The sequence below is a fragment of the Frederiksenia canicola genome, from assembly GCF_011455495.1.
GTDB lineage: Bacteria > Pseudomonadota > Gammaproteobacteria > Enterobacterales > Pasteurellaceae > Frederiksenia > Frederiksenia canicola.
This window is the reverse complement of the sequence record NZ_CP015029.1, coordinates 1,656,155-1,677,262: the sequence shown is the minus strand read 5'-3', so window position 1 is coordinate 1,677,262 and position 21,108 is coordinate 1,656,155. Positions and strand designations below refer to the sequence as shown.

Annotated in this window: 14 protein-coding genes, 1 tRNA gene and 1 pseudogene; 9 read left to right on the top strand and 7 right to left on the bottom strand. The window is 38.9% G+C overall.

Translation table 11 applies throughout. The features are described 5' to 3' along the window. The first annotated feature begins 15 nt into the window (after positions 1-15). Positions 16-702, top strand: a complete 687-nt coding sequence (locus A4G17_RS08115) for a DUF4405 domain-containing protein (RefSeq protein WP_165894272.1) — start codon at positions 16-18, stop codon at positions 700-702. A gap of 189 nt (positions 703-891) precedes the next feature. Further along, a pseudogene (locus A4G17_RS08110) lies at positions 892-1,458 on the top strand (IS3 family transposase); the annotation flags it as partial. A gap of 370 nt (positions 1,459-1,828) precedes the next feature. On the opposite strand, the gene A4G17_RS08105 reads toward A4G17_RS08110, so the two are convergent. Beyond that, positions 1,829-5,848, bottom strand: coding sequence for an NACHT domain-containing protein (locus A4G17_RS08105; protein ID WP_123956075.1), 4,020 nt, complete (start codon positions 5,846-5,848; stop codon positions 1,829-1,831). 424 nt (positions 5,849-6,272) lie between these two features. Between A4G17_RS08105 and A4G17_RS08100 the strand changes: the two genes are divergently transcribed. From A4G17_RS08100 to A4G17_RS08085, 4 genes are read left to right on the top strand one after another with little or no spacing between them, the layout of a single operon-like run. Next, on the top strand, positions 6,273-8,213 hold the full coding sequence (locus A4G17_RS08100; RefSeq protein WP_123956076.1) for a TonB-dependent receptor plug domain-containing protein: 1,941 nt from the start codon (positions 6,273-6,275) through the stop codon (positions 8,211-8,213). A 32-nt stretch (positions 8,214-8,245) separates the two neighbouring features. Then, positions 8,246-9,034, top strand: coding sequence for an ABC transporter substrate-binding protein (locus A4G17_RS08095; protein ID WP_123956077.1), 789 nt, complete (start codon positions 8,246-8,248; stop codon positions 9,032-9,034). Further along, positions 9,031-10,008: a FecCD family ABC transporter permease gene (locus A4G17_RS08090; RefSeq protein ID WP_123956078.1), complete on the top strand. Its 978-nt coding sequence runs from the start codon at positions 9,031-9,033 to the stop codon at positions 10,006-10,008. Before A4G17_RS08095 ends, A4G17_RS08090 begins: the two co-directional genes overlap by 4 nt. After that, positions 10,001-10,738: an ABC transporter ATP-binding protein gene (locus A4G17_RS08085; protein WP_123956079.1), complete on the top strand. Its 738-nt coding sequence runs from the start codon at positions 10,001-10,003 to the stop codon at positions 10,736-10,738. Before A4G17_RS08090 ends, A4G17_RS08085 begins: the two co-directional genes overlap by 8 nt. Positions 10,739-10,884: 146 nt before the next feature. Here A4G17_RS08085 and mltA read toward each other — a convergent pair whose 3' ends face one another. Next, positions 10,885-11,988: a murein transglycosylase A gene (mltA, locus tag A4G17_RS08080; RefSeq protein ID WP_123956080.1), complete on the bottom strand. Its 1,104-nt coding sequence runs from the start codon at positions 11,986-11,988 to the stop codon at positions 10,885-10,887. Positions 11,989-12,185: 197 nt separating this feature from the next. On the opposite strand from mltA, the gene A4G17_RS08075 reads away from it, so the two are divergent. Beyond that, positions 12,186-12,262: transfer RNA gene (locus A4G17_RS08075), tRNA-Met, on the top strand. 170 nt (positions 12,263-12,432) lie between these two features. On the opposite strand, the gene ushA is transcribed toward A4G17_RS08075, so the two are convergent. Genes ushA through A4G17_RS08060 form a run of 3 tightly spaced genes read right to left on the bottom strand, consistent with a single transcriptional unit; the run spans position 12,433 to position 15,056 of the window. Then, positions 12,433-14,076, bottom strand: coding sequence for a bifunctional UDP-sugar hydrolase/5'-nucleotidase UshA (ushA, locus tag A4G17_RS08070; protein WP_123956081.1), 1,644 nt, complete (start codon positions 14,074-14,076; stop codon positions 12,433-12,435). Positions 14,077-14,099: 23 nt separating this feature from the next. Beyond that, positions 14,100-14,678 carry a L,D-transpeptidase family protein gene (locus A4G17_RS08065; protein WP_123956082.1) on the bottom strand — a complete coding sequence of 193 codons (579 nt, stop codon included), beginning with the start codon at positions 14,676-14,678 and terminating at the stop codon, positions 14,100-14,102. A gap of 15 nt (positions 14,679-14,693) precedes the next feature. Then, positions 14,694-15,056 carry a diacylglycerol kinase gene (locus A4G17_RS08060; protein ID WP_123956083.1) on the bottom strand — a complete coding sequence of 121 codons (363 nt, stop codon included), beginning with the start codon at positions 15,054-15,056 and terminating at the stop codon, positions 14,694-14,696. Between the two features lie 248 nt (positions 15,057-15,304). On the opposite strand from A4G17_RS08060, the gene sstT reads away from it, so the two are divergent. Both sstT and A4G17_RS08050 read left to right on the top strand, forming a co-directional pair. Continuing rightward, positions 15,305-16,510: a serine/threonine transporter SstT gene (gene sstT / locus A4G17_RS08055; protein ID WP_123956084.1), complete on the top strand. Its 1,206-nt coding sequence runs from the start codon at positions 15,305-15,307 to the stop codon at positions 16,508-16,510. Positions 16,511-16,647: 137 nt separating this feature from the next. Then, on the top strand, positions 16,648-18,921 hold the full coding sequence (locus A4G17_RS08050) for a DNA internalization-related competence protein ComEC/Rec2 (RefSeq protein ID WP_123956085.1): 2,274 nt from the start codon (positions 16,648-16,650) through the stop codon (positions 18,919-18,921). Positions 18,922-18,949: 28 nt separating this feature from the next. On the opposite strand, the gene queA is transcribed toward A4G17_RS08050, so the two are convergent. Continuing rightward, positions 18,950-20,035, bottom strand: coding sequence for a tRNA preQ1(34) S-adenosylmethionine ribosyltransferase-isomerase QueA (queA, locus tag A4G17_RS08045; RefSeq protein WP_123956086.1), 1,086 nt, complete (start codon positions 20,033-20,035; stop codon positions 18,950-18,952). 138 nt (positions 20,036-20,173) lie between these two features. Beyond that, on the bottom strand, positions 20,174-21,097 hold the full coding sequence (locus A4G17_RS08040; protein WP_123956087.1) for a gluconeogenesis factor YvcK family protein: 924 nt from the start codon (positions 21,095-21,097) through the stop codon (positions 20,174-20,176). Between the last annotated feature and the right edge of the window lie 11 nt (positions 21,098-21,108).

The following is a 21,108-nucleotide window of genomic DNA, read 5'->3' as shown; positions in this document are numbered from 1 at the left end:
TTAAATTTCAATTTTATGAAGAAAAAATATCTCCTCCAACTCGCTCAAGATTTGGTTCTAACGGCAATATTGCTTTCTCTTTTTGGCTATCATCTTTATGAAGAAATCACGCACGAATGGCTCGGCTTGGTCTTTTTTGCTTTGATTATCTCACATCTTTCACTGAATACATGGTGGCTCAAAAAGACCTTTTCAGGCAGTTATAACAGCTATCGCATTTTGCAAAGTGCGGTCAATTTTGCAACTTTTTTGTTATTTTTAACCGCTTGTATCAGTGGCATTATGCTTTCTAAACATCTATTGGTGGAAATGCTATTCCACTCTACCACAGATTTAATGCGAAAAATTCATATGACCAGCACCCATTGGTTGCAAATTTTAGTGGGTGTACATTTGGGGTTACATTGGAAACCTATTGCTAATTTATTCGCAAATGGCTACCGTTTAGATCTTGAACATTGGCTTGCACGCAGGCTTATTCCAGATTGTTGGCTGATTATTGCCGCTTATGGTATTTTCGTTTTTGTGCAACGAGAGTTGTTACCCTATTTATTGCTACAAGTAGATTTTGCCTATTTCAATTATGATGAACCGCAAGCGGTCTTTTATTTTGACTTTCTTGCGATTTTAATTGCGCTGGCTTACAGCACAAGATTTTTGGTTTGGTTCTTTTTATTTAGGAAAAAAGATGTCAAAAGTTAAATCTATTTAGATATTCTGTATAAATAACCTAAATGGCGGATAGATAGAAACGATCTTATACTCGCCACAATTTTATTAATTAAGGATAGCCAAATATGAAGAAAATTAATGTTGCCATTGTGGGGAGTGGGTATTCTACCCGTATTTTCCATGTTCCCTTTTTTAAAAATGATCATCGGTTTACCACGCAAGAGACGGACGTATCGCTCTTATCGAGGTGAGGTCGGTAAAATTGCGCCAAACCAGTTGCAGCGAAACTTTAAAGCGACAACGCCAGCTCAGAAATGGCTGACGGATATTACTGAGTTTAGGGTAAAAGAGGAAAAGCTCTACTTCTCGCCGATTTTGGATTATTTTAACAATGAAATCATTGCTTACAATCTTAGTCGTCGCCCGAACTTTCAACAGGTACAACAAATGCTTGAACAAGCGGTAAGAAAGTGTCCGAAAAATGCAACGCCAATTTTACATTCAGACCAAGGCTGGCAGTACCAAATGCGAGGCTATCAAGCTTTTTTAAAAGCGAATGGTATTCGCCAAAGTATGTCAAGAAAAGGCAATTGCTTGGATAATGCAGCGATGGAAAGTTTCTTTGGACGGCTAAAAACAGAATGTTTTCACGGAAAATCCTTTGAAAGCATTGAGGCACTTGAGCAAGCGATACGAAGCTATGTGTGTTATTACAACGAGGAGCGAATTCAGCTCAAATTAAAAGGACTGAGTCCGATTCAATATCGGAAACAGTCCTTAAAATAACAGTCTAACTTTTTGGGGTCAGATCATATTTTTAAGGGCTCTTTTTACACGTTAATTTACTTTTTGATATTTATATATGTAAAAAGTCTATCAATTAGATAGCAATATTTTAACATTTCCCACTAAATATATTTATAAGAACGCAAGATATGCCTCTCTTTAGCTCAATAAGATTTAGGTGGGTACATCACTTAAATCGTTTACCTAGGCTACTTACCTGATTATTTGTAAAGAACCGATGAAAAATTAACCAGTCGTGGTTGATGACCATAAGAATTGTTTGATTAGACAAAGGCTATATAGTCGGAATTTGGGTAAATTTCCTAAAAGGCTCTTTATAAACTTCAGACAATATGCCTTATTTATAATGTTATAGAGCTAAATTTAAAACAAAAATATCCATTCGGTTTCTCAATTCTTCAGGTACTTGCTTTTGAATATTTTGGTATAATTCTTCCGCACTATTTATGTCATGATTTTTTCTATTGGCGACCTTTTCATTAGAACCGAACCATAATACTAAGTAAATACCTTGTCCATCAGCATCTGGATGAATGGTATATAAACGATCTAATTGGTGCTCACATGCTGAATAAAGTTGTGGATGCCATTGTCCCTTTACTTCTACAGGTAAAATTTTTCTTTTTCCATCAATTAACTTAGAAAAAACGATATCACAACGATTATTGTCTTTCATATAACCTTCGCGTATAGGAATTACTTGTCTATTTTCAAGACGTAATCTTAAACGTTCTGCAATCCGCTGAGTCGCAGTATTTTCATCAACTCGATTGATGATATTCATTTCTCCATGGTAAAAAATAGATTTCGTAGAAATATCATGCCCATTTAAGTCATTTTGATAGGCTTGAAGTTCTTCCAATATAACTGCACGTAAATTTTCAGCAGTGATTATTTCATCTTTATTTAATAAGCTTACAATTTGCTCGGCTGTAGGGACTTGGAAATTTTGAATTACTGATTTACGTAAACAATTAAATCGAATACTTTTTAGACTAGTATGAAATTTTTTATAGCGAATATCCTGCAATAAGCGTTCTATAACTGGTATTGGATTATCTTCATTATTTTCTTCCAATTTATAAATTAGTCCACTTAAAAAACGATAAGCTTTTTCTGAAGGCGGACTATCAGAGCCATGCATATTAGGCAAATAAACTTCTTCCCATTGCCCAATAAAAGTATTCAGAATTAGCTCTATTTTTACAGAAGAAAGACTTATCCATTTTGAATAGTCCCCAAAAGAACCAAAATGATCTGCTAAAATAAAGATGCTATCAGCATCTTTAATTAGTTCTTGCCAAAAAGGTTCATAATTTTTATCTAATAAGTAAAAAGCATGAGCAAACCAGAAATTTCTTTTAACTTTTATCTCTACATCTTCTGGCTCTACTGTCATATCAAGCAGTTTTTCACAGTATTGCAGAACTAATTCTTTAAGCTCCTCACGATCACCAAATTGAATAGCTAATAGCAATAATTCTTTTTGTGCTGAAAAATTCATATCAGGGAACTTTTTCAGCCATTCTAATGGGAGAGTCCCCTGTAAAAATTTAAATGTTTCATCATGAGCTAACCAGCTTACTGACGTACTTTTACATTCTACACAAGCTAATTGTGGTTCAATATAGTCACGTAAAAATTGCTCAGCAGTTGCTGAATTCAAGAATAGACATCTATCTACTTCTTGTTTTAGTAACTCTCTATCATCAGAATTCATTCCTACCCAATAAGTAGAAAAACCAGCTCGTAATGCTATTAATGTATCTACTGATATATTTTTTAAAGAGCCATCTCTCTTTAAAATCTCTAAGCAAGCCGCATATAAAATGAATTCAATATCTAAAGTTTGAGATTGGCATTGTAATTCTGCCAGTTTTAATAAATTTGGTATATCATGCTTAATATAATCTAAACAATTATATAGAGAATTTCTAACAAGCTCCTCATCCCCAAAATTTTCTGAAATTTTATCAGGTTCTTGTAATATAGTTTGAGAAAATGCTAAAAGAGCATTCCAATGTTTTCCACTTTCTATTAATTGTCTATTTTCTTGAATATATTGAATATCTTTATTACGAATCTTTCGTTGTTTTTGATTATATTTTCTATAACTCTTTTTCCTATTATATTTTAAAAGATTTCTTTTATAATATTTTTTATGCTCTCTATTATTTCTGTACCAGACGCGCAAAAATTCAGTTTTCTGCAATGATTGCATACGCATATGCTGACGTAATGAATTAGATGATTTTCCTTTACTATAAAAATCATGTCCAACCATAAAACAGGACCATAATGTAATATTATTAGTATCAAAAGCTAAATCAATAATATATTTAAGGTCCTGATGTTGAAAATACAGCCCAGAATGAGCATGCTGCTCAAAGCTATAAAATTTAGTTTCATTAATAGTTTTATGATCAAACATGTTCTCAAAGGCAATTTTGATAATACTTTGTCTCAAAGTATTATTTTCAGATAAGATTTTTACTGATAAGCTATCTTCTTTTCTGACACTAGCTTGAAAATAAAGTGATTTTATCCATTCCCAAATTCGTTTTGGTTCCCAAGGTTCTGGAGATAATTCAAAATAACGATCCAATAGCATACTGATAATTTTGCTTATGCCATTTCGGCATCGGCAGTTGTACTTTTTTTGACAAGAACAAGATAAATTAGCAGATAACTCATCTAATAATGGTACAACTAAATTCAAACTCAATTTTTGAATAAAGCGTTTAATAAAGAAACGTTCTCCAATCTCTCTCTCAATACGGTAATTTGTTGGATATAATACCGCACAAACTATTAAAAATTGGGTATAATCAATTAGTTGGAATTTATCATTTGATTCGATCATTATGTCAGCTACTATAGAAAGGGAAACATTATCTCCTGCTTCAATTAAAAATTTACAAGTTTCTTGGTGGTTATACTCTTTGACTTTTGATAAACATTTACCTGCTAATCTACGTGTATATTTATCCCAATATTCAGAGCTGATATCGTAAACAATATTTTTTAGTTCATTAGTTAATTTTGAAATTATAGGGGAATCAATTAATACTTCTAATAAAAGACTTTGTAAATCTCCATCAACATTATCTAAAGATAATAAATCTTTCAGTTCATCCAATAATTCATCTGTAAAAAATTCTGACAAACTAAAGTTTCTCCATCTATCACTACGGCGGAAATAAGGATCTATTTGATTTAAGTCTTTTAATTTAGAGAGTAATTTTATTTTTGAGCTAGGTAATAGCAATCCAGAATCCCCGTTCGACAAAATTGCATAGGGGTCTAAATCAATTAGTATTTCCTGAATACGCTGATTTTCCGATAATACAGCCATCCAAGCAAACAAACCACGTAGCTCATCACGCACTATATCATTAGGGGCAATAATAGATAAAATTTTACTCAGAGCTAATGGATTCGATGCTGAAGTCAATTTTTTAGCAAGATAATTACCAGCACAATATTCAGCAACAATTCTATGAACAGGGCGATGTTGTTCTGCCTCATCAGAGGGAATGAAAAATTGAGTAGATAAAATTTGTGTAATGTTTGTATCTGAATTTAAAGTAACAATATGTGGATAAAACCGATTAGAGGCCGAATCACTTAAACTTATTCCTTCTGAACCTGATAACATTAATTTAGTAAAAATATCTTCTACTAATTCAATTTTTTTAGAAGCAGGTAATATATTTTTATCATAAGAATAGCTACTATTATTTTCTTTTGCTAATCCTTCAATAGCTAGCCTAAATGCAGAATAACGATTTTCAAAGCATTGGTTGTTCTCTACATAGGATTTTGAAAATAGTTTCATAAATAAAGGATTAGCTAATAATGGCGTTAATTCAATATTAGCTGCTTCTTTTAAAAATTGTTCTGCATTTTGTTGTGGGTAATAATGTAAGAAAAGATCTTTTTGTTCTATTTCGTCGAAAGGTTTTAAATAAACTAATAAAGGTTCTTCGTCAAAAAGAGTTTTACAATAATGTGTATAACCTTCAGACCACTCACTAGAACGACTAGATAAGATTATTCTTTCTGCTGAAGTATTTTTAACCATTGTAAGAGCTTTCATTACCGTTGATGAGCCAATTTTTACTAATTCATCAAAACCATCAATAACAAGTAGGGAACATTTTTCTTCATTTGAATGAATAAAAATATTTGCAGTATTTTTAGTAACACCGATTTGTTTTGCCAAACTATCTAATAAATAACTTTTCCCTGCACCAGGTTCTGCAAGAATAATAATTACTTTCTTTTCAACCAAAAGCAGTTCAGATTCATTAAATTCTTGATTATTAGTTGTATATAAAACTCTAGAAAGATAAAATTTTGAATCCATATTTCTCTCCCTGAAACAATCTAATATTGATATACAATTCGTTATTCTAACTCAAATTCCCGCTAAATAAGTGTAAATTTTCATGCTTTCAATAACTTTATGGTCAAATATTATCTGTTTGGTATCTCATAGCAAGTACATTGTGTAAAAATAAAATCTGAAATCTAGCCTTTTTATACTTTATTTTTACGTATTCATACTTCAATCTGGGTAGATTAGTGTTTAATTAATTGATTTAAAATAGTTTTATAATTTACATTCCCAAATAATATGGAAACAACCATTCTAAAAATTCATTATGAATTTTTTTACGACTAGTTATGAAAAAAAAGAAGAGCCTTTTATGATAGTGGCTCTTCTTTTTTGTTATGTTTCTCACTATATTGAATCCGTTTACTCTTAGATTTTCTTCTTAGGATCAACAATGAAAAAAAACTTAATCACAACATCACTGTTACTCGCTTTACCAAATGTCGTTTTTGCTGAAACCGCAAAGTTATCACCAATCAACGTTTATTCTGCTTATGCAACCCCTGTCAATCAAGATAAAACCGCTTCGTCAGTTACCGTGTTGACCGAAAAAGATTTCGCAGCTCGCAATGCGACTTATGTGAGCGATGTATTAAAAACGGTACCTGGGGTGGCAATGGGAGCAAATGGTGGACGTGGTGCATTGACTAGCCTCTTTTTACGTGGTGCGAATTCAAATCAAACAGCGATTATTATTGATGGCGTTAAAATGCAGCCTGTTTCAAATTTAGGTTTTGATTTTGGAGGATTAGTATTAAGTAATGTAGAACGCATTGAAGTGCTACGTGGTGAGCAATCTGCCTTATGGGGTAGTGATGCGATGGGAGGTGTCGTTTATATCACGACTAAAAGTGGCTTATACAAAGACAAACCATTTAATGTTGATTTTGACTTAGGCACGGGTTCGCACGGTACTTATGATAGCTCTGCCACTATTTCTGGCTATCACAATGGCTTTTATTATGCCTTACACGGCGATAGCCACCGTACTCGTGGTATTTCTGCGTTAAGCTCCGATAAGTTTCACTATACTTCGACAATGGGTACTGCATTTTCTACTGGTGGTGCAGTTGAAAGAGATAAATTCCATCGAGATAATGCATCATTACGTCTAGGTTATGATGATAATAATAAAGGCGTTGAGATTTTAGCAACGCATTCATCTCAATCAGCACATTACGATGAAACTTACGATCGGAGCGAAACTTTCTATGATGATTACGCTCGCATGCGTGAGACTCTATTCAAATTAAGCGGTTATTTAGGCAACGATGAACAATTAGTGAAGCAAAAAGTTGTCGTGAGCCAAATCAAAACAGATAGCGATACATTCACCACACAAAATATTTATGATCCAACAACTTATGTGAAAACAGGCACTATTCCAAGACATAATGCTTATGATGCGAAAAAACAAAATGCGAATTATCAGTTAGATCTCAATTTTGATCGTGAAGGGGATGTAACACAATCAGTCAGTTTTTTAGGCGAATACCAACGTGCGAATTATGCATCCACTGAGTATGCGTCAGAGAAAAAATTAACTGAAAAAAGTATTGCAATGGAATATCGTTTGTTCACTGAACAAGATCATAGTTTATCCTTAAGCGGACGATTCACCGATAACTCCCAATATCAAAATGCGTTTACAGGACGTATTGCTGGGGCTTATCGTTTATTGCCAAATTTAAAAGCTCACGCAAGTGTTGCTCAAGCAATCCAAAACCCGACACTGACAGATTACTATGGCTACTATGGTTCTTATAAAGCTAATCCTGATTTAAAACCAGCGAAAAGTTTAGGGGGAGATGTAGGATTATTGCTTGAAACCACAAATAAAGCCCACAGCCTTGATGTCACTTATTTTGCTCGCAATGTAAAAGATTTTATTAGCAATAATTCGACTTATACTCAGTCCATAAACCTTGCTGGCACGAGCAAAATTAAAGGGATGGAAGTTGCTTATAATGGAAAACTCACTGATGATGTGACGACTTATGCAAATTACACCTTTACTCGAGCGAAGGACAGCAAAGGTGTGGAATTGGCTCGCCGTCCTAAACACTCTGCGAATGTTGGCTTGGGATATCAAATTACCGAGCAGCTAGGTTCCAATCTGAGCCTATCCTATGTGGGTAAACGCATTGATACCTATCCACACAGAACCAAAATGCCTTCATACACTTTGGTGAATATAGGTGTAAATTATCAGCTCAACAAAAATGTAAATATCTATGCGAATTTGAACAACCTGTTCAACAAAAAATATGAAAACGTGCTTGGCTATGGTCAAGATGGTCGTAATGTTTACGTTGGCTTAAAAGGGTCGTTCTAATCTTATCGGGCGTGGCAACACGCCTGTTTGTTATGCGTAAAACTCTCCAACTTTGTACCACACTTTTGCTTTCGATCGGCACGGCTTACGCTGAAACCGAGCAATTTATCTCGCTCAATTTGTGTAGCGACCGCTTGCTGATCGAACTTGCTCGCCCTGAACAAATTGCGGCACAGTCGCCTTATTCCAACAATCCGCTGATGATGTTGGATAAAATCAATGCTGACAAACCTATGGTTGAGCCTCAACTCAATCAGCTTTTGCCTTATTTGGATAAAACAGTGTTGATCAATCCGCTTTTTTATCCGCAGTTGGTAGAAAAATTGCAACAGTTAGGCGTGAAAGTGGTGTCGATTCGGGATCCACAAACGCCTGAAGAATTGTTCGCTTTGATAACACAGATCGGCAAGCTGACGGACAATGAAGCTCAAGCTAATCAGTTGATTTCTGAGTTAAATTTGCAATATTTTTCGCTAAACCGACCGCTTGCAGAAACCTTGATTTTGTCCGACACGGGCGTGCTAGACGGCAATAGCCAGCCTTTCCACACCTTGCTACAATTGGCTGGACTTGAACCGATGAAAAGCACACTCACACCGCAGAATTTTTCTCTTGAAAAATTGCTGCTAAGCCAGCCCAATCAGCTTGTGATATTCAGCGATAAGCAAGGCTACAACGAACAGGCAGAGTTGCTACGCCACCCGATTTTGCAAAAAATCTTCCAAAACCGACCGCTTGTTCAGCTTCCGTTAAAGTATAGTTATTGCTTCGACCACGGCTTGTGGCAAGGTGCAGAGAATATTCGACAACAGATAAAATGAAGAAAATCAATCAATTAAACCTGATTTTGACTGCAATATTGATGACACTCATCGCCCTTGCGTGCAGCTATCAGCTCGGCGATTTTTCTGCCCTTCGCAATGCGGATGGGGTATTAACAGATATGCGTTCCTTGGTGCTGGTGGATATTCGCCTACCGCGTTTTTTGCTGGCAGTGCTGACAGGAGCGAGTTTGGCGTTGGCAGGCAATGTGATGCAAGGCGTCTTTCAAAATCCACTTGCAAGCCCAGGGTTACTTGGTGCAGCGAATGGGGCGACCACGGCAAGTGTATTTATGTTGTACTATTTTTCCGTGCCGTTTTCGCTACTGTTATTTGGCGGAGTGGCTGGGGCATTGGCGAGCTTTTTGTTGGTCTATCTGATCGCCAAAAATTACGGCAGTACGATGATGATTTTAGCAGGCGTGGCGGTCAATATGTTGCTAGGTTCGACAATTGCGTTGTTGCTCTCCAACGCCAAAAGCCCTTGGGCGTTAGCGGAACTTTATCGCTGGTTGCAAGGCTCTTTAGTGTGGGCGAAATTCGATAACTTATTGATTTCATTGTTGATTGTGTTGCTTGGGGTATTCTGCATTTACCGACAACGGCGTTATGTGGATCTACTTACCTTTGGTGAAGAAACGGCTAGCACGATGGGGATTGACCCTAAACGTAGCTTCTTTATCACCACCTTGGGCGTGGCGTTATTGGTGGGAGCAACTATTCCGCAGACGGGCACTATCGGTTTTATCGGCTTAATTGCCCCACACTTTGCTCGCATTTTGCTGAAAAAACGCCCATCGCAGCTCTATCTGACCAGCAGTTTGATCGGGGCATTGTTGTTGCTAATTGCGGATCTTGCCATTCAATATCTGCCATTTTTCTCGCATATTTATATTGGCACGCTAACAGCGATTATTGGAGCTCCAGTATTGATTTGGATTTTGCTTACGCAGCAACGGAGACTTTATGATTAGCATCGAAAATGTGAGTTTGCCCTACGGTTTAAAAAACGTGAGTTGCCATATTCCACAAGGAAAACTGGTAGGCATTATGGGAGCGAATGGTGCAGGAAAATCGACCTTACTCAAAGTGATAGCAGGGATTTTGCCCGCAACAAGCGGTCAGATTTGGCTAGAAAATTGCAAATTGAGTCAGCTTTCACCTAAGGAAAAAAGTCAGAAACTTGCCTACCTCGCCCAAAGCACGGCAATTCATTGGGATTTAACCGCTTATGATGTCATCGCTCTTGGCTTGCCACAGCCATTGCCAAGCTGCCAAGAGCAGCAAAAAGTGCGGTCAGTGTCAGACAAGTTTTCTATTTCGCATTTGCTGAGCAAACCATTCCAACAGCTTTCTGGTGGCGAAAAAACACGGGTGCAGCTCGCCCGTTGTTGTATTAAACATCCGCCAATTTTGCTCGCCGATGAACCGATTGCCTCTCTCGATCCTTACTACCAAATCGACATTATGGAGCAGATCAAATCTCTCACACCTAAGCAAACCTGTGTGGTTGTAATCCATCACTTATCTTTAGCATATCGTTTTTGCGATGAGATAATTTTACTGAAAGCAGGCGAGATCATTGCCAGTGGGGAAACACAAAAGGTTTTGACAAAACGAAATCTTGCAGATGGATTTGGGATTCAGGTAGATATTGATGAAAGTAAACGTGATATTTTTTCGATTGAAAAACTACCAAGTTAGCGGCTGTGTTTTACCATGCCTTGATAACATTCGAGGGTGCGTTGTTTGAAAGAGTGGTTGTATTTAGTCATAAAAATCTGCACCTTAGTCAGTTGGATTTATAGTTCAACTTTTGGGGTGCAGATCATACGCCAGGTTATTTAAACTTAATTTAATAGCCAAACTCGCCCATAATGTTTCATATGCCCAGCTTGGTGGCCAGCTTTATCGCCAATGCCTTGGTATAAATCGAAGTGTTGGTTCTTAACAGCACCACCCACATCGAGAGCAACCATCAAACGCATTTCGTGTTTGCCTGTCCAGTTTCCTTGTTGATCAACTAATGGCATTTCCACAAGTAATACACTGCCTGTTGGAACAATGCGTTTATCTGATGCAACTGATGAAAGTGCAACCAGCGGAACTTGTGCAGAGCCTTTTACATCTAGTGTTGGATCATGACGGAAATAAACAAAAGATTTATTCCGTTCTAAAAGTCCTTTTAAGCGGTGTGGATTACGATTTGCCCAGTCTCGGATAGCTTGCACAGACATTTTTTCTTTAGGAATTTCGCCATTTTCAACTAATAAACGACCAACACTAGTGTAGCTGTAGCCATTTTTATCACCATAAGCAAAGTGTCTTAAATTACCACCGCCTAGATCAACAAAACCGCTACCTTGAACTTCCATTAAGAAATTCTCTAAATAAGAATTCGTATAGGCAAGTTCTAAGCCTTTTCCGTATAAAGCACCATTATAAATTTCTGCTCGACTGTATTTTTTATTGCCACGAGGAATAGCGTAAATAGGATGACGGAATTCACCTTGTGGTGACAAGCGAGCCTGAATAACGGGGATATAATATCCTGTCATTAAGACATTTTGGAAGCCATCTTCACCACGCATTTGACGAGAGAATAACCCGTAGCGTGCCAAATCGTTAATATTTCCGCCTGACTGAACCCAAGCGGTCACTTTACGGTAAGTATTTGCAAATGTAGCAGAAAGATTGCCTGAATATTGATAAACATGATTAAGCTGTTTTAGAAAATCGGATGAATTGACGATATTTCCATGTGCATCAACAGAAGCGGTGGCAAAGTAAGGAATATGTTCAGGCACGAACTGTCTCCCTTGAGTCACGGCTCCAAATTTTGCTCTATCCGCCGTATAGGCACCACTTTGTTTTTTTGTCGTGGTCGAACAGCTAGCGAGAAAGAACATTGTGCCAACTAACAATGCATATTTTGTGTATGCTTTCCAAGTCATTTTTAAATCCTTATGGAGAATAAAAGGTAGTTAGCATAGCAAAAGCTAAGACAAATAGATAGAATCAAATTGCATCAAAAACCGACAAATTTGCTGTTAAATAAGCAAATTTTGTGCTTATTTGGTTCAAATGAATCATCATTAAAAATAAATGATTGAAAATAAAAATGAGCAGAGTATGATACCAACCACTCAGACGCGGGGTGGAGCAGCTTGGTAGCTCGTCGGGCTCATAACCCGAAGGTCGTTGGTTCAAATCCAGCCCCCGCAACCATTTCTTTATGTTCTTTGCTAGCTACCTGCCTATTTTGTCTCTTTTCATTCTTCTCACTTATTTATTTTTATCCATGGTAATTATTTGTCTCTAAAACGATTTTTGCCTTTTATTAGTATAAAAAATGGCTTAAAACGTAATGTCTTAAGCCATTTTTTTGTTACTCGTTGTTATTTAAAGATAACATCATCTTTCGGGTCGTATTTTGATGCGTCTAACACTTTGTTTTCTTCAAAGTATTTTTTCAACATTTCGGCATCAATAAAGCCTGTATTGACATAGCTTGGGTGTTTTTTCAATACTGGGTAGCCGTCACCGCCACCAGCACAGTAGTCTGGTACAGAGAGTTTATATTTTTTGCTTAAATCTAGTGCTTTTCCACCAACTTTGACATCGGTGATTGTTTTAGATGCACGATCAACTACCATTGAGATGCCTGCAAACTGTGGATACGCCCCGCTATCAGGTTCTTTGAATGCAACTACATTTAAGTAATCGAGTAGTTCTTGACCGGTGAAATCAACAGTGGCGATCATATTACCGAAAGGTTGAACGCTTAGGAGATCTTTGTAAGTCGTCGGTCCTTCATTGATTGAAGTGCGGATACCACCGGAATTCATTACTGCCACATCTGCTTTTACACGCTCCATTTGAGATTGGGCGATCAATCGACCTAAATTAGTTTGTTGGAAGCGTATAATTTTGCGATCACCTTCAAATTTACCTTTTACTTCACCCACTTTTACCCCTAATAAGCGATCACCTTCGTCTTGATAAACTTTTAAGTGGTCAAAAACAGCTTTATCTTCAGCTATTTCATTCTGGTAGAGCTTATATTCCGATTTGCCATCAGCCAGTTTGATTTTTTGTTTCAGGTTAATTGGAATGAGTTGGTAATTGAGTAATTTTGCTTCACCATTTTTTAATTCAAAATCGGCACGCCCAACGTATTTACCCCATTCTCCAGCCTGAACAATCCAAGTACCATTTTGGAAATCTGGTTTACATTCATCACCTGGTGTGTATTTAACCTTAAATTCACCTTTTTCATCAATGCAAACGGTATCGTGAGTATGTCCGCCGATAATTAAATCAAATGCACCTTTGTCTAGAGAGCGAGCAAGAGATACATCACCAGGTGCATTTTGTCCATGTTTACCGTCGAAATAGTAACCCATATGCGTTAATGCAATATGGAAATCAGGCTTTTCTGTTGTATTGATATGGGCAAGAGTACTCTTAGCAGTGGCTAATGGATCTTGGAATACAACGTTTTCGGTTACATCTGGATTACCCAATTTACCGGTATCTTCAGTAGTTAAACCTACAACAGCGATTTTTAGACCATTTTTTTCTAGCATCACGTAAGGTTTTACCATAGGTTTATTGGTTTTTTTATTGATAACGTTAGCCGAAATAAATGGGAAGGTAGCCCATTTTTCTTGCATTTCAAGTACTTGTAGTGGGAAGTCGAATTCGTGGTTACCTAGTACGGCGACATCGTAGCCGATCATATTCATCCCTTCAATATCGGGTTTAGCATTTTGCATATCCGATTCTGGTACACCAGTGTTGAAATCACCAGCATGCAGTAAGAATACAGGTTCGCCTTTTGCTTCAAGCTCTTGGCGAATATTATCAATAGCGGTTTTTTGAGCGGCAAAACCATATTCACCTTTGTCATTTTTCCAAAAGTGGCCGTGAGTATCATTCACGTGTAATATAGTAAAGCGGTAAGTTTTGTCCGCTTCGGATGCCATTGCGGTGGTTGCAGAAAGTAATGCAACGGAAAGTAGAGTTTTAGTAAATCTCATGTAACGTTCTCCTTGTGTTGAAATTAGGGGCGAATATCAATTATCGCATGATGAATAACCGCTTGGTAAAGCTCATCAACTTCCTCATCAGTGACAGCAATACAACCGTGAGTCCAGTCTTTGAGTAAATGCATTTTTCCAATAGCACCAGTACCATTTCGTAAACCGTGAATTTTTATTAAACCACCCGGTGATTTCCCTTGCGAAGCCGCATAGGCTTTGTCGGCTTCATTTGGGTAAGACACACCTAAGTTTTTATGATAGCCGCTGTTTGGATTGCGTTCATTGATGCGATAAATGCCTTCTGGTGTTTTACCATCACCTTCAAACTGTTTGTGCCCAATAGGGTTGAAACCAAGAGCAATAGGGTAAACTTTAATCAATTGTTCACCTTGATATGCCCACATTTGTCGTTTTGCTTTAAAGACAACAAGCCGATCAATTTTGACATCGGGTAGGGCATCGTCACTGTTGACCAACGGTGGAGTAGGGCTATCAATTTGCATTTGGCTGATTTGCATCATACTTGACCAATAAAAATAGCTAAAAATTGCCGATGAAAGCAGAATAATTGTGCCGGCTATGTACAGTAATCGTTTCATTGGAAATCAACTGCTCTAGAAAAACAGAATGAGCAACCAGGTCAATGCAAAGATCATCATTGACATAAAGACCGCCGCGGAGCCAATGTCTTTAGCTCGTCCAGAAAGTTCGTGATAGTCTGATCCGATCCGATCTACAACAGCTTCAACCGCACTGTTTAATAATTCGGTCACTAACACTAACAGTGTTGAACCAACTAACAAAATTTTTTCAATTGACCCATCACCGAGATATAAACCGAACGGAATCAGAAAAAAACAAAGCCACACTTCTTGACGAAATGCAGCTTCATTTAAATAAGCACTTTTCAAGCCTTTCATTGAAAAGCCTGCAGCACGAATAACGCGGTGAAAACTCACTCTATTTTCTGGTTTCATAAAAATATTCATCTGAAAAAGGAGCTACATTCTACCCAAAGCAAAGGTTTGCGGAAAGAGTTTGTACGCATTTTTAGCAAAAATTCAAAAAAATAGCTAAAAAATAGAAAAAATCTAAGATTTGCAAAATTTCTACAGGAACTGACCGCTTGTCTATTCCCTTATGGTGATTTTTCGGCTACTCTTTAGGCTCTTTTAGGAGTATAGACGGCTGTGCCGTCCATTTTGTTTTATCTACAGGAAATGTTATGAGTCATTCGTTATCTTCCAAACTGTTAGGCGGCAATCTCGTGCTACGCATTGCCGTTGGTTTAGTACTCGGGGTATTGCTTGCGTTACTCCATGAAGAGTGGGCAAAAGACGTTGGTGTGCTAGGTCAATTTTTCGTTAAATCATTACGTGCTATCGCCCCCATTTTGGTTTTTTCTTTAGTGCTTTCTGCGATTGCCAATAAAGAAGTGGGCAGCGACAGCCGCTTGAAACCGATTTTAGTGTTATACCTTGTTGGCACTTTCTTAGCGGCATTAACAGCGGTTATTTTAAGCTATATGTTCCCGACCACTCTTGAATTAGTGACTAGTCCAGACGGCTTATCACCACCAAAAGGTGTGGGTGAAGTGTTGAAAACCGTGGTGTTCAACTTAGTAGATAACCCACTTGGTGCCATTACCAATGGTAATTTCTTAGGAATTTTAGCGTGGTCAATCGGTTTAGGTATTGCCTTACGCCATGCTGCACCAAGCACCAAAGTGCTACTCAGTGATATGGCAGATGCCGTTTCATTTGTAGTGAAAGTGGTGATCGCATTTGCCCCAATCGGCGTATTTGGGTTAGTGGCTGAAACTATTGCGACCAACGGTATGGACGCATTCGCAGGCTACTTGCGTTTGCTTGCGGTATTACTTGGTGCAATGGCATTTGTGGCGTTTGTGTTGAACCCGTTATTAGTGTTCTTAAAACTTCGCCGTAACCCATACCCATTGACGTTAACGTGCTTGCGTGAAAGTGGCGTAACGGCATTCTTCACTCGCAGTTCAGCGGCAAATATTCCTGTGAATATGGGGTTAGCAAAACGTTTGGGCTTAAAAGAAGAAATCTACTCCATTTCTATCCCGCTGGGTGCGAACATCAATATGGCGGGAGCCGCGATTACGATTACTGTGCTAACCCTTGCGGCAACTTACACTCAAGGTATCGTGCCTGATTTTGGGACAGCATTGTTATTAAGCCTTGTGGCATCAGTCTGTGCCTGCGGTGCATCAGGTGTTGCGGGTGGCTCATTATTGTTGATCCCACTTGCGTGTAGCCTATTTAACATTCCAAATGATGTGGCGGCTCAAGTGATTGGTGTTGGCTTCATCATCGGTGTGATTCAAGACTCTGCCGAAACCGCACTCAACTCATCAACCGACGTGTTGTTCACGGCAGCCGTCAGTATGGCAGATGAAAAATAGTATCAAATAGATTATTGAATTTAAGGACGCAAATCACAACTTGCGTCCTTTTTTTGTGATCTTTGTCGAGAAACAAGCGTAGCAAGCTAGGGTATTTAGTCGAGATTTTGCATAATTCCGCACGGATGGAGCGGAAAATGAATCTTGATCGTCTTTGTGTGCTTTTTGTGTTGAGTCTTTTACCTGTACTATGGCTGCCATTTGATTGGTTACCTTATGGTTTTGGCATCACTGGGCTGTCGCTACTGATTGCATTGATGCAAAAAAGTACACTATGGTTGCTGTTAGCGGTATTACAAGCGGTCAGTTACGGGCAAATTTTTGCCATTGCAAAGCGGGCGGATAATGTCACTGTTTCCCGTGTTCAAGAACCGATTGTGATTGAAAAAGTGCTGAAGCAAGGTGATTTTCAATCAGTCATTGCAAAGCGAGCTACAGGAGAGCGAATTTATCTTACGGTTCAACATAAAATCCCATTGCAGCTTTCGGGGCAATATCAGGCTGATTTTACGATTCGACCGATTTCAAGCCGCTTAAATATCGGCAATTTTGATCGTCAAAAATGGTATTTCGCCCAATCCATTCATCAAATCGGCACATTACGCCATATTCAGCCTTTGCCTCATCAAACGTCGTCTATCCGAACTAAATGGTTAGAGCGAGTTCACGAACAAACGGAAACCTTACGTTCACAAGGGCTTTTATTAGCCCTTGCATTTGGTGAACGAGCATGGCTTGAACAAGTAGACTGGCAACATTTTCAGCAAACATCGACGGCGCATTTAATTGCAATTTCGGGGCTACACATTGCACTTGCAATGGGAATTGGAATGGCATTTGGCAAAGGCATTCAATGGTTTTTATGGCAAGTAAATGGGAGGCAAGCGGTCAGATCCTCGCCTTTTTTTGCAAAAGCGATCGGCTTTGTATTGGCGTTGGGATATAGCTATTTGGCTGGGTTTGCAATCCCGACGTTGCGAGCATTACTGGCGATTGGGTTGATTTTGCTTTGCCAAGCACTACGCCGACACTATACTGCGTGGCAATTTTGGTGGCGTGTGGTGGCATTATTGTTGCTGCTAGATCCAATCAGTTTACTGTCTGACAGTTTTTGGCTCTCTGTGTTGGCGGTGGGGAGCCTGATTTTTTGGTATCAGTTTTTTCCGCTAAAGGCATTTGTGGAGAAGATTTGCAAAAAAATAAGCGGATCTTACCGCTTGTTGCTAGGGCTAGTTCATTTACAAGTCGGGATATGGCTAGTGTTTTCGCCAGTGCAATTCACTTTTTTTGATGGTATTTCGCCATTTGCTCTATTAGCTAATTTGCTGATTGTACCGCTGTATAGTTTGGTACTTGTACCATTGATTTTATTTACGCTGTTGACGGACAATGGGCTACATACTTGGCAATTGGCAGACTGCTTGTCGCAGGTTAGCTTATGGATACTTGAGCCACTATCAGATTATTGGATTTATCTCAGTTATCCGCAACAATGGCAGATTTTTTCTTTTAACTTATTGATTTTATTATTGTTGTATGGCTGGCTGCATCAATCTGTTAAGTGGTGGTGGACTTGTTTTTTACCTATTGCGTTAAATCGTTTCTATTTTGTTCCGAATTGGATTTTGCCACAGCCAGTGGTGCAGTGGCTGCATTTTGATGTTGGACAGGGGTTGGCCATGGCATTGGTTTATCAGCAACAAGGTGAGCAAAAAGCGGTAATTTATGATACGGGATCGAGTTGGCAAGGCGGCTCAATGGCGGAATTGGAGATTCTGCCTTATTTGAAGCGACAGGGAATTGATGTCTCTGTGGTTTTTATTAGCCATTCAGATAATGATCATGCAGGCGGGGTGACTCCACTGTTAAAAGCCTATCCGAAGGCGGTGTTGATCACAAGCGATCAACAAAATTATGGACATTTCCCGTCAGAGCATTGTGTAGCGGGACAGTTTTGGCAATTTGGTGATATACGATTGCAAGCGATTTTCCCAGAACATATTGTGAACAAAGCGGAAAATCAGGAGTCTTGTGTGTTGGTCGCAGAGGTTGGCAAGTTTCGCTTGCTACTAACGGGCGATAGCGGGATAAAACAAGAGCAACAATTTTCATCTCAAATTGGCAAGATAGATTTTTTGCAAGTGGGGCATCATGGTAGCAATACCAGCACCAGTCATACGTTGTTAGCCAATACTCAGCCAGATATGGCCATCATTTCTGCAGGAAGATGGAATCCGTGGCGATTGCCTAATCAACAAGTAGAAAAGCGACTCGAACAGTATCAAATTCCGTTTTTTAATACAGCCCAAGTGGGAATGGTTAAAATGAATTTTTATACTGAACACCATCAAATTGTTACGGCAAGATCCACATATAGTCCTTGGTATCAGCATTATTTTGGCAAAAAATAATGCCCTAATTAGGGCATTTATTCGGTCATTAAGGCGTATCGTTCAACGCATTCGCGTTTTTAGTAATAAACATTGCATCGCCATAGCTGAAAAAACGATATTTTGCTTCTACGGCGTGGCGGTAGGCATTCATACACTGGCGATAACCTGCAAAGGCAGAGACTAACATAATCAGTGTAGATTCGGGCAAGTGGAAGTTCGTAACCAAAGCATCCACAATGCGGAAAGATTTTCCAGGGTGCAGGAAAATGGCAGTGTCTGCGTAAAATGGTGCGATTAATTGACCGCTTGCTTCAGCCGCTTGGGCCGCACTCTCAATAGATCTTACAGATGTTGTGCCAACACAGATTACTCGCTTGCCATTGGCTTTGGTGGCGAGAATTTTATCTACCACTTCTTGGCTGACTTCGGCGTATTCAGCATGCATTTTGTGATCTTCAATGCTCTCTACCCGAACAGGCTGGAATGTGCCTGCTCCAACGTGAAGAGTCACAAAAGCGGTATTTACCCCTTTTTCAGCAATTTTCTGTAACGTGTTTTCATCGAAATGTAATCCTGCTGTGGGAGCAGCAACCGCTCCTAACACTTGACTATAAACTGTTTGATAGCGTTCTTGATCGGTATCTTCATCAGGGCGATCAATATAAGGTGGAAGTGGCATATGTCCTGCTTGTTGGAGTAGATCAAAGAGTGGCTGTTCAGCGGCAAAATGCAGTTCAAATAAGGCATCATGACGAGCTACCATCGTCGCTTTAAAGCCATTTCCTTCGCCTAATTTATCTTCACCAAGCCAAATTTCGGTATCAATTTTTGGGGATTTAGATGCCCGAATATGTGCCAGGCAGCGATGTGCATCCAGTACACGCTCGACTAAGACTTCCAATTTTCCACCGCTGGCTTTACGACCATATAAGCGAGCCGGAATGACACGCGTATTGTTGAAAATCAGCAGATCTCCAGCGTTGAGATGTGAGAGTAAATCAGTGAAGTGTTGATCTTGAAACAGACCGGTTTCACCATTCAGATAGAGTAAGCGGCTCGCAGTGCGTTCTGCGGTAGGATAGCGAGCAATAAGTTCATCGGGTAAATCAAAGTGGAAATCAGAGACAAGCACGAAAGTTCCTTAAATATAACGTTACAAAAAATAATAAAAATAGTGATAAAGGTTTTAAAAAGTGATTCGTTTCTTCAACGTTGCTAGCAGAGCTAACAATCAAATGCGAAAGTATTTTTCAGCTGATCGCAAAGCAAATTATAAAAGCGCGATGATGTCTTCAATGGCTCTGCGTAATTTTACGCGATCATGGCGATAGCTGACGTCCTCTGCACTTAGATCTTGGCGGAGTGTCTTGATGTGGGACGGTGTCTCACTACGTTCTTCAGGCACGGTGATAATGCCGTTTAAGCGAGTAACACCAATCCGATTTTCTATCCATTGAATCCGATCATTTAATGACAGTGTCCCAGCAATGCCATGTTCTTTGCCAATATTATCAATAAAGATCACGTTAGCGTGGCTTTGTTGAATAGTTTGGGCGACGTCATCAAGTAATAAATTTGGCATAATACTAGTGAAAAAGCTTCCAGGTCCAAGCAAAATCAGTTCAGCTTGGCGTAATTCATCAAGCAATTCTGGTGTTGCCGCCACATTTGGCTCTAGTGAAAGGGAATGGGGAAGCTGATCAAGAGCATCAATAGAAACCTCGCCTACAATGGTCTTTCCACAAGGCAGGAGACTGGCTAAATGAACTGGGGTTTCTGACATCGGCATTAATCCCACTCTTACATGCAGTAGATCACGAACTAGATCTAAGGCTTCCAAAGGGCGAATTTTCATATCTTCTAAGGCTTTTAAAATTAAATTGCCAAGATTGTGTCCCGCCAGTTCGCCTTTTCCAGCAAAGCGATATTCAAATAGGGCAGAGGCAACCGTCGGTTTGACGGTGATCTGCGTTAAGCAGTTACGCAAATCTCCCCAAGCGATGCCACCGTGTTGCGAACGAATTCGTCCTGTCGAACCGCCATTATCGGTTGTTGCCACAACACCTGTGAGTTTTTCACGTAAGAATGAGAGTGCGGATAAAACACGCCCTAGCCCGTGTCCGCCACCGATGGCAACCACTTTATTCAGTTGTGTGAGATGGGGGTGGCGTGGTGAAAGGTTTTTTTCAGTCATAGAAATCCGTT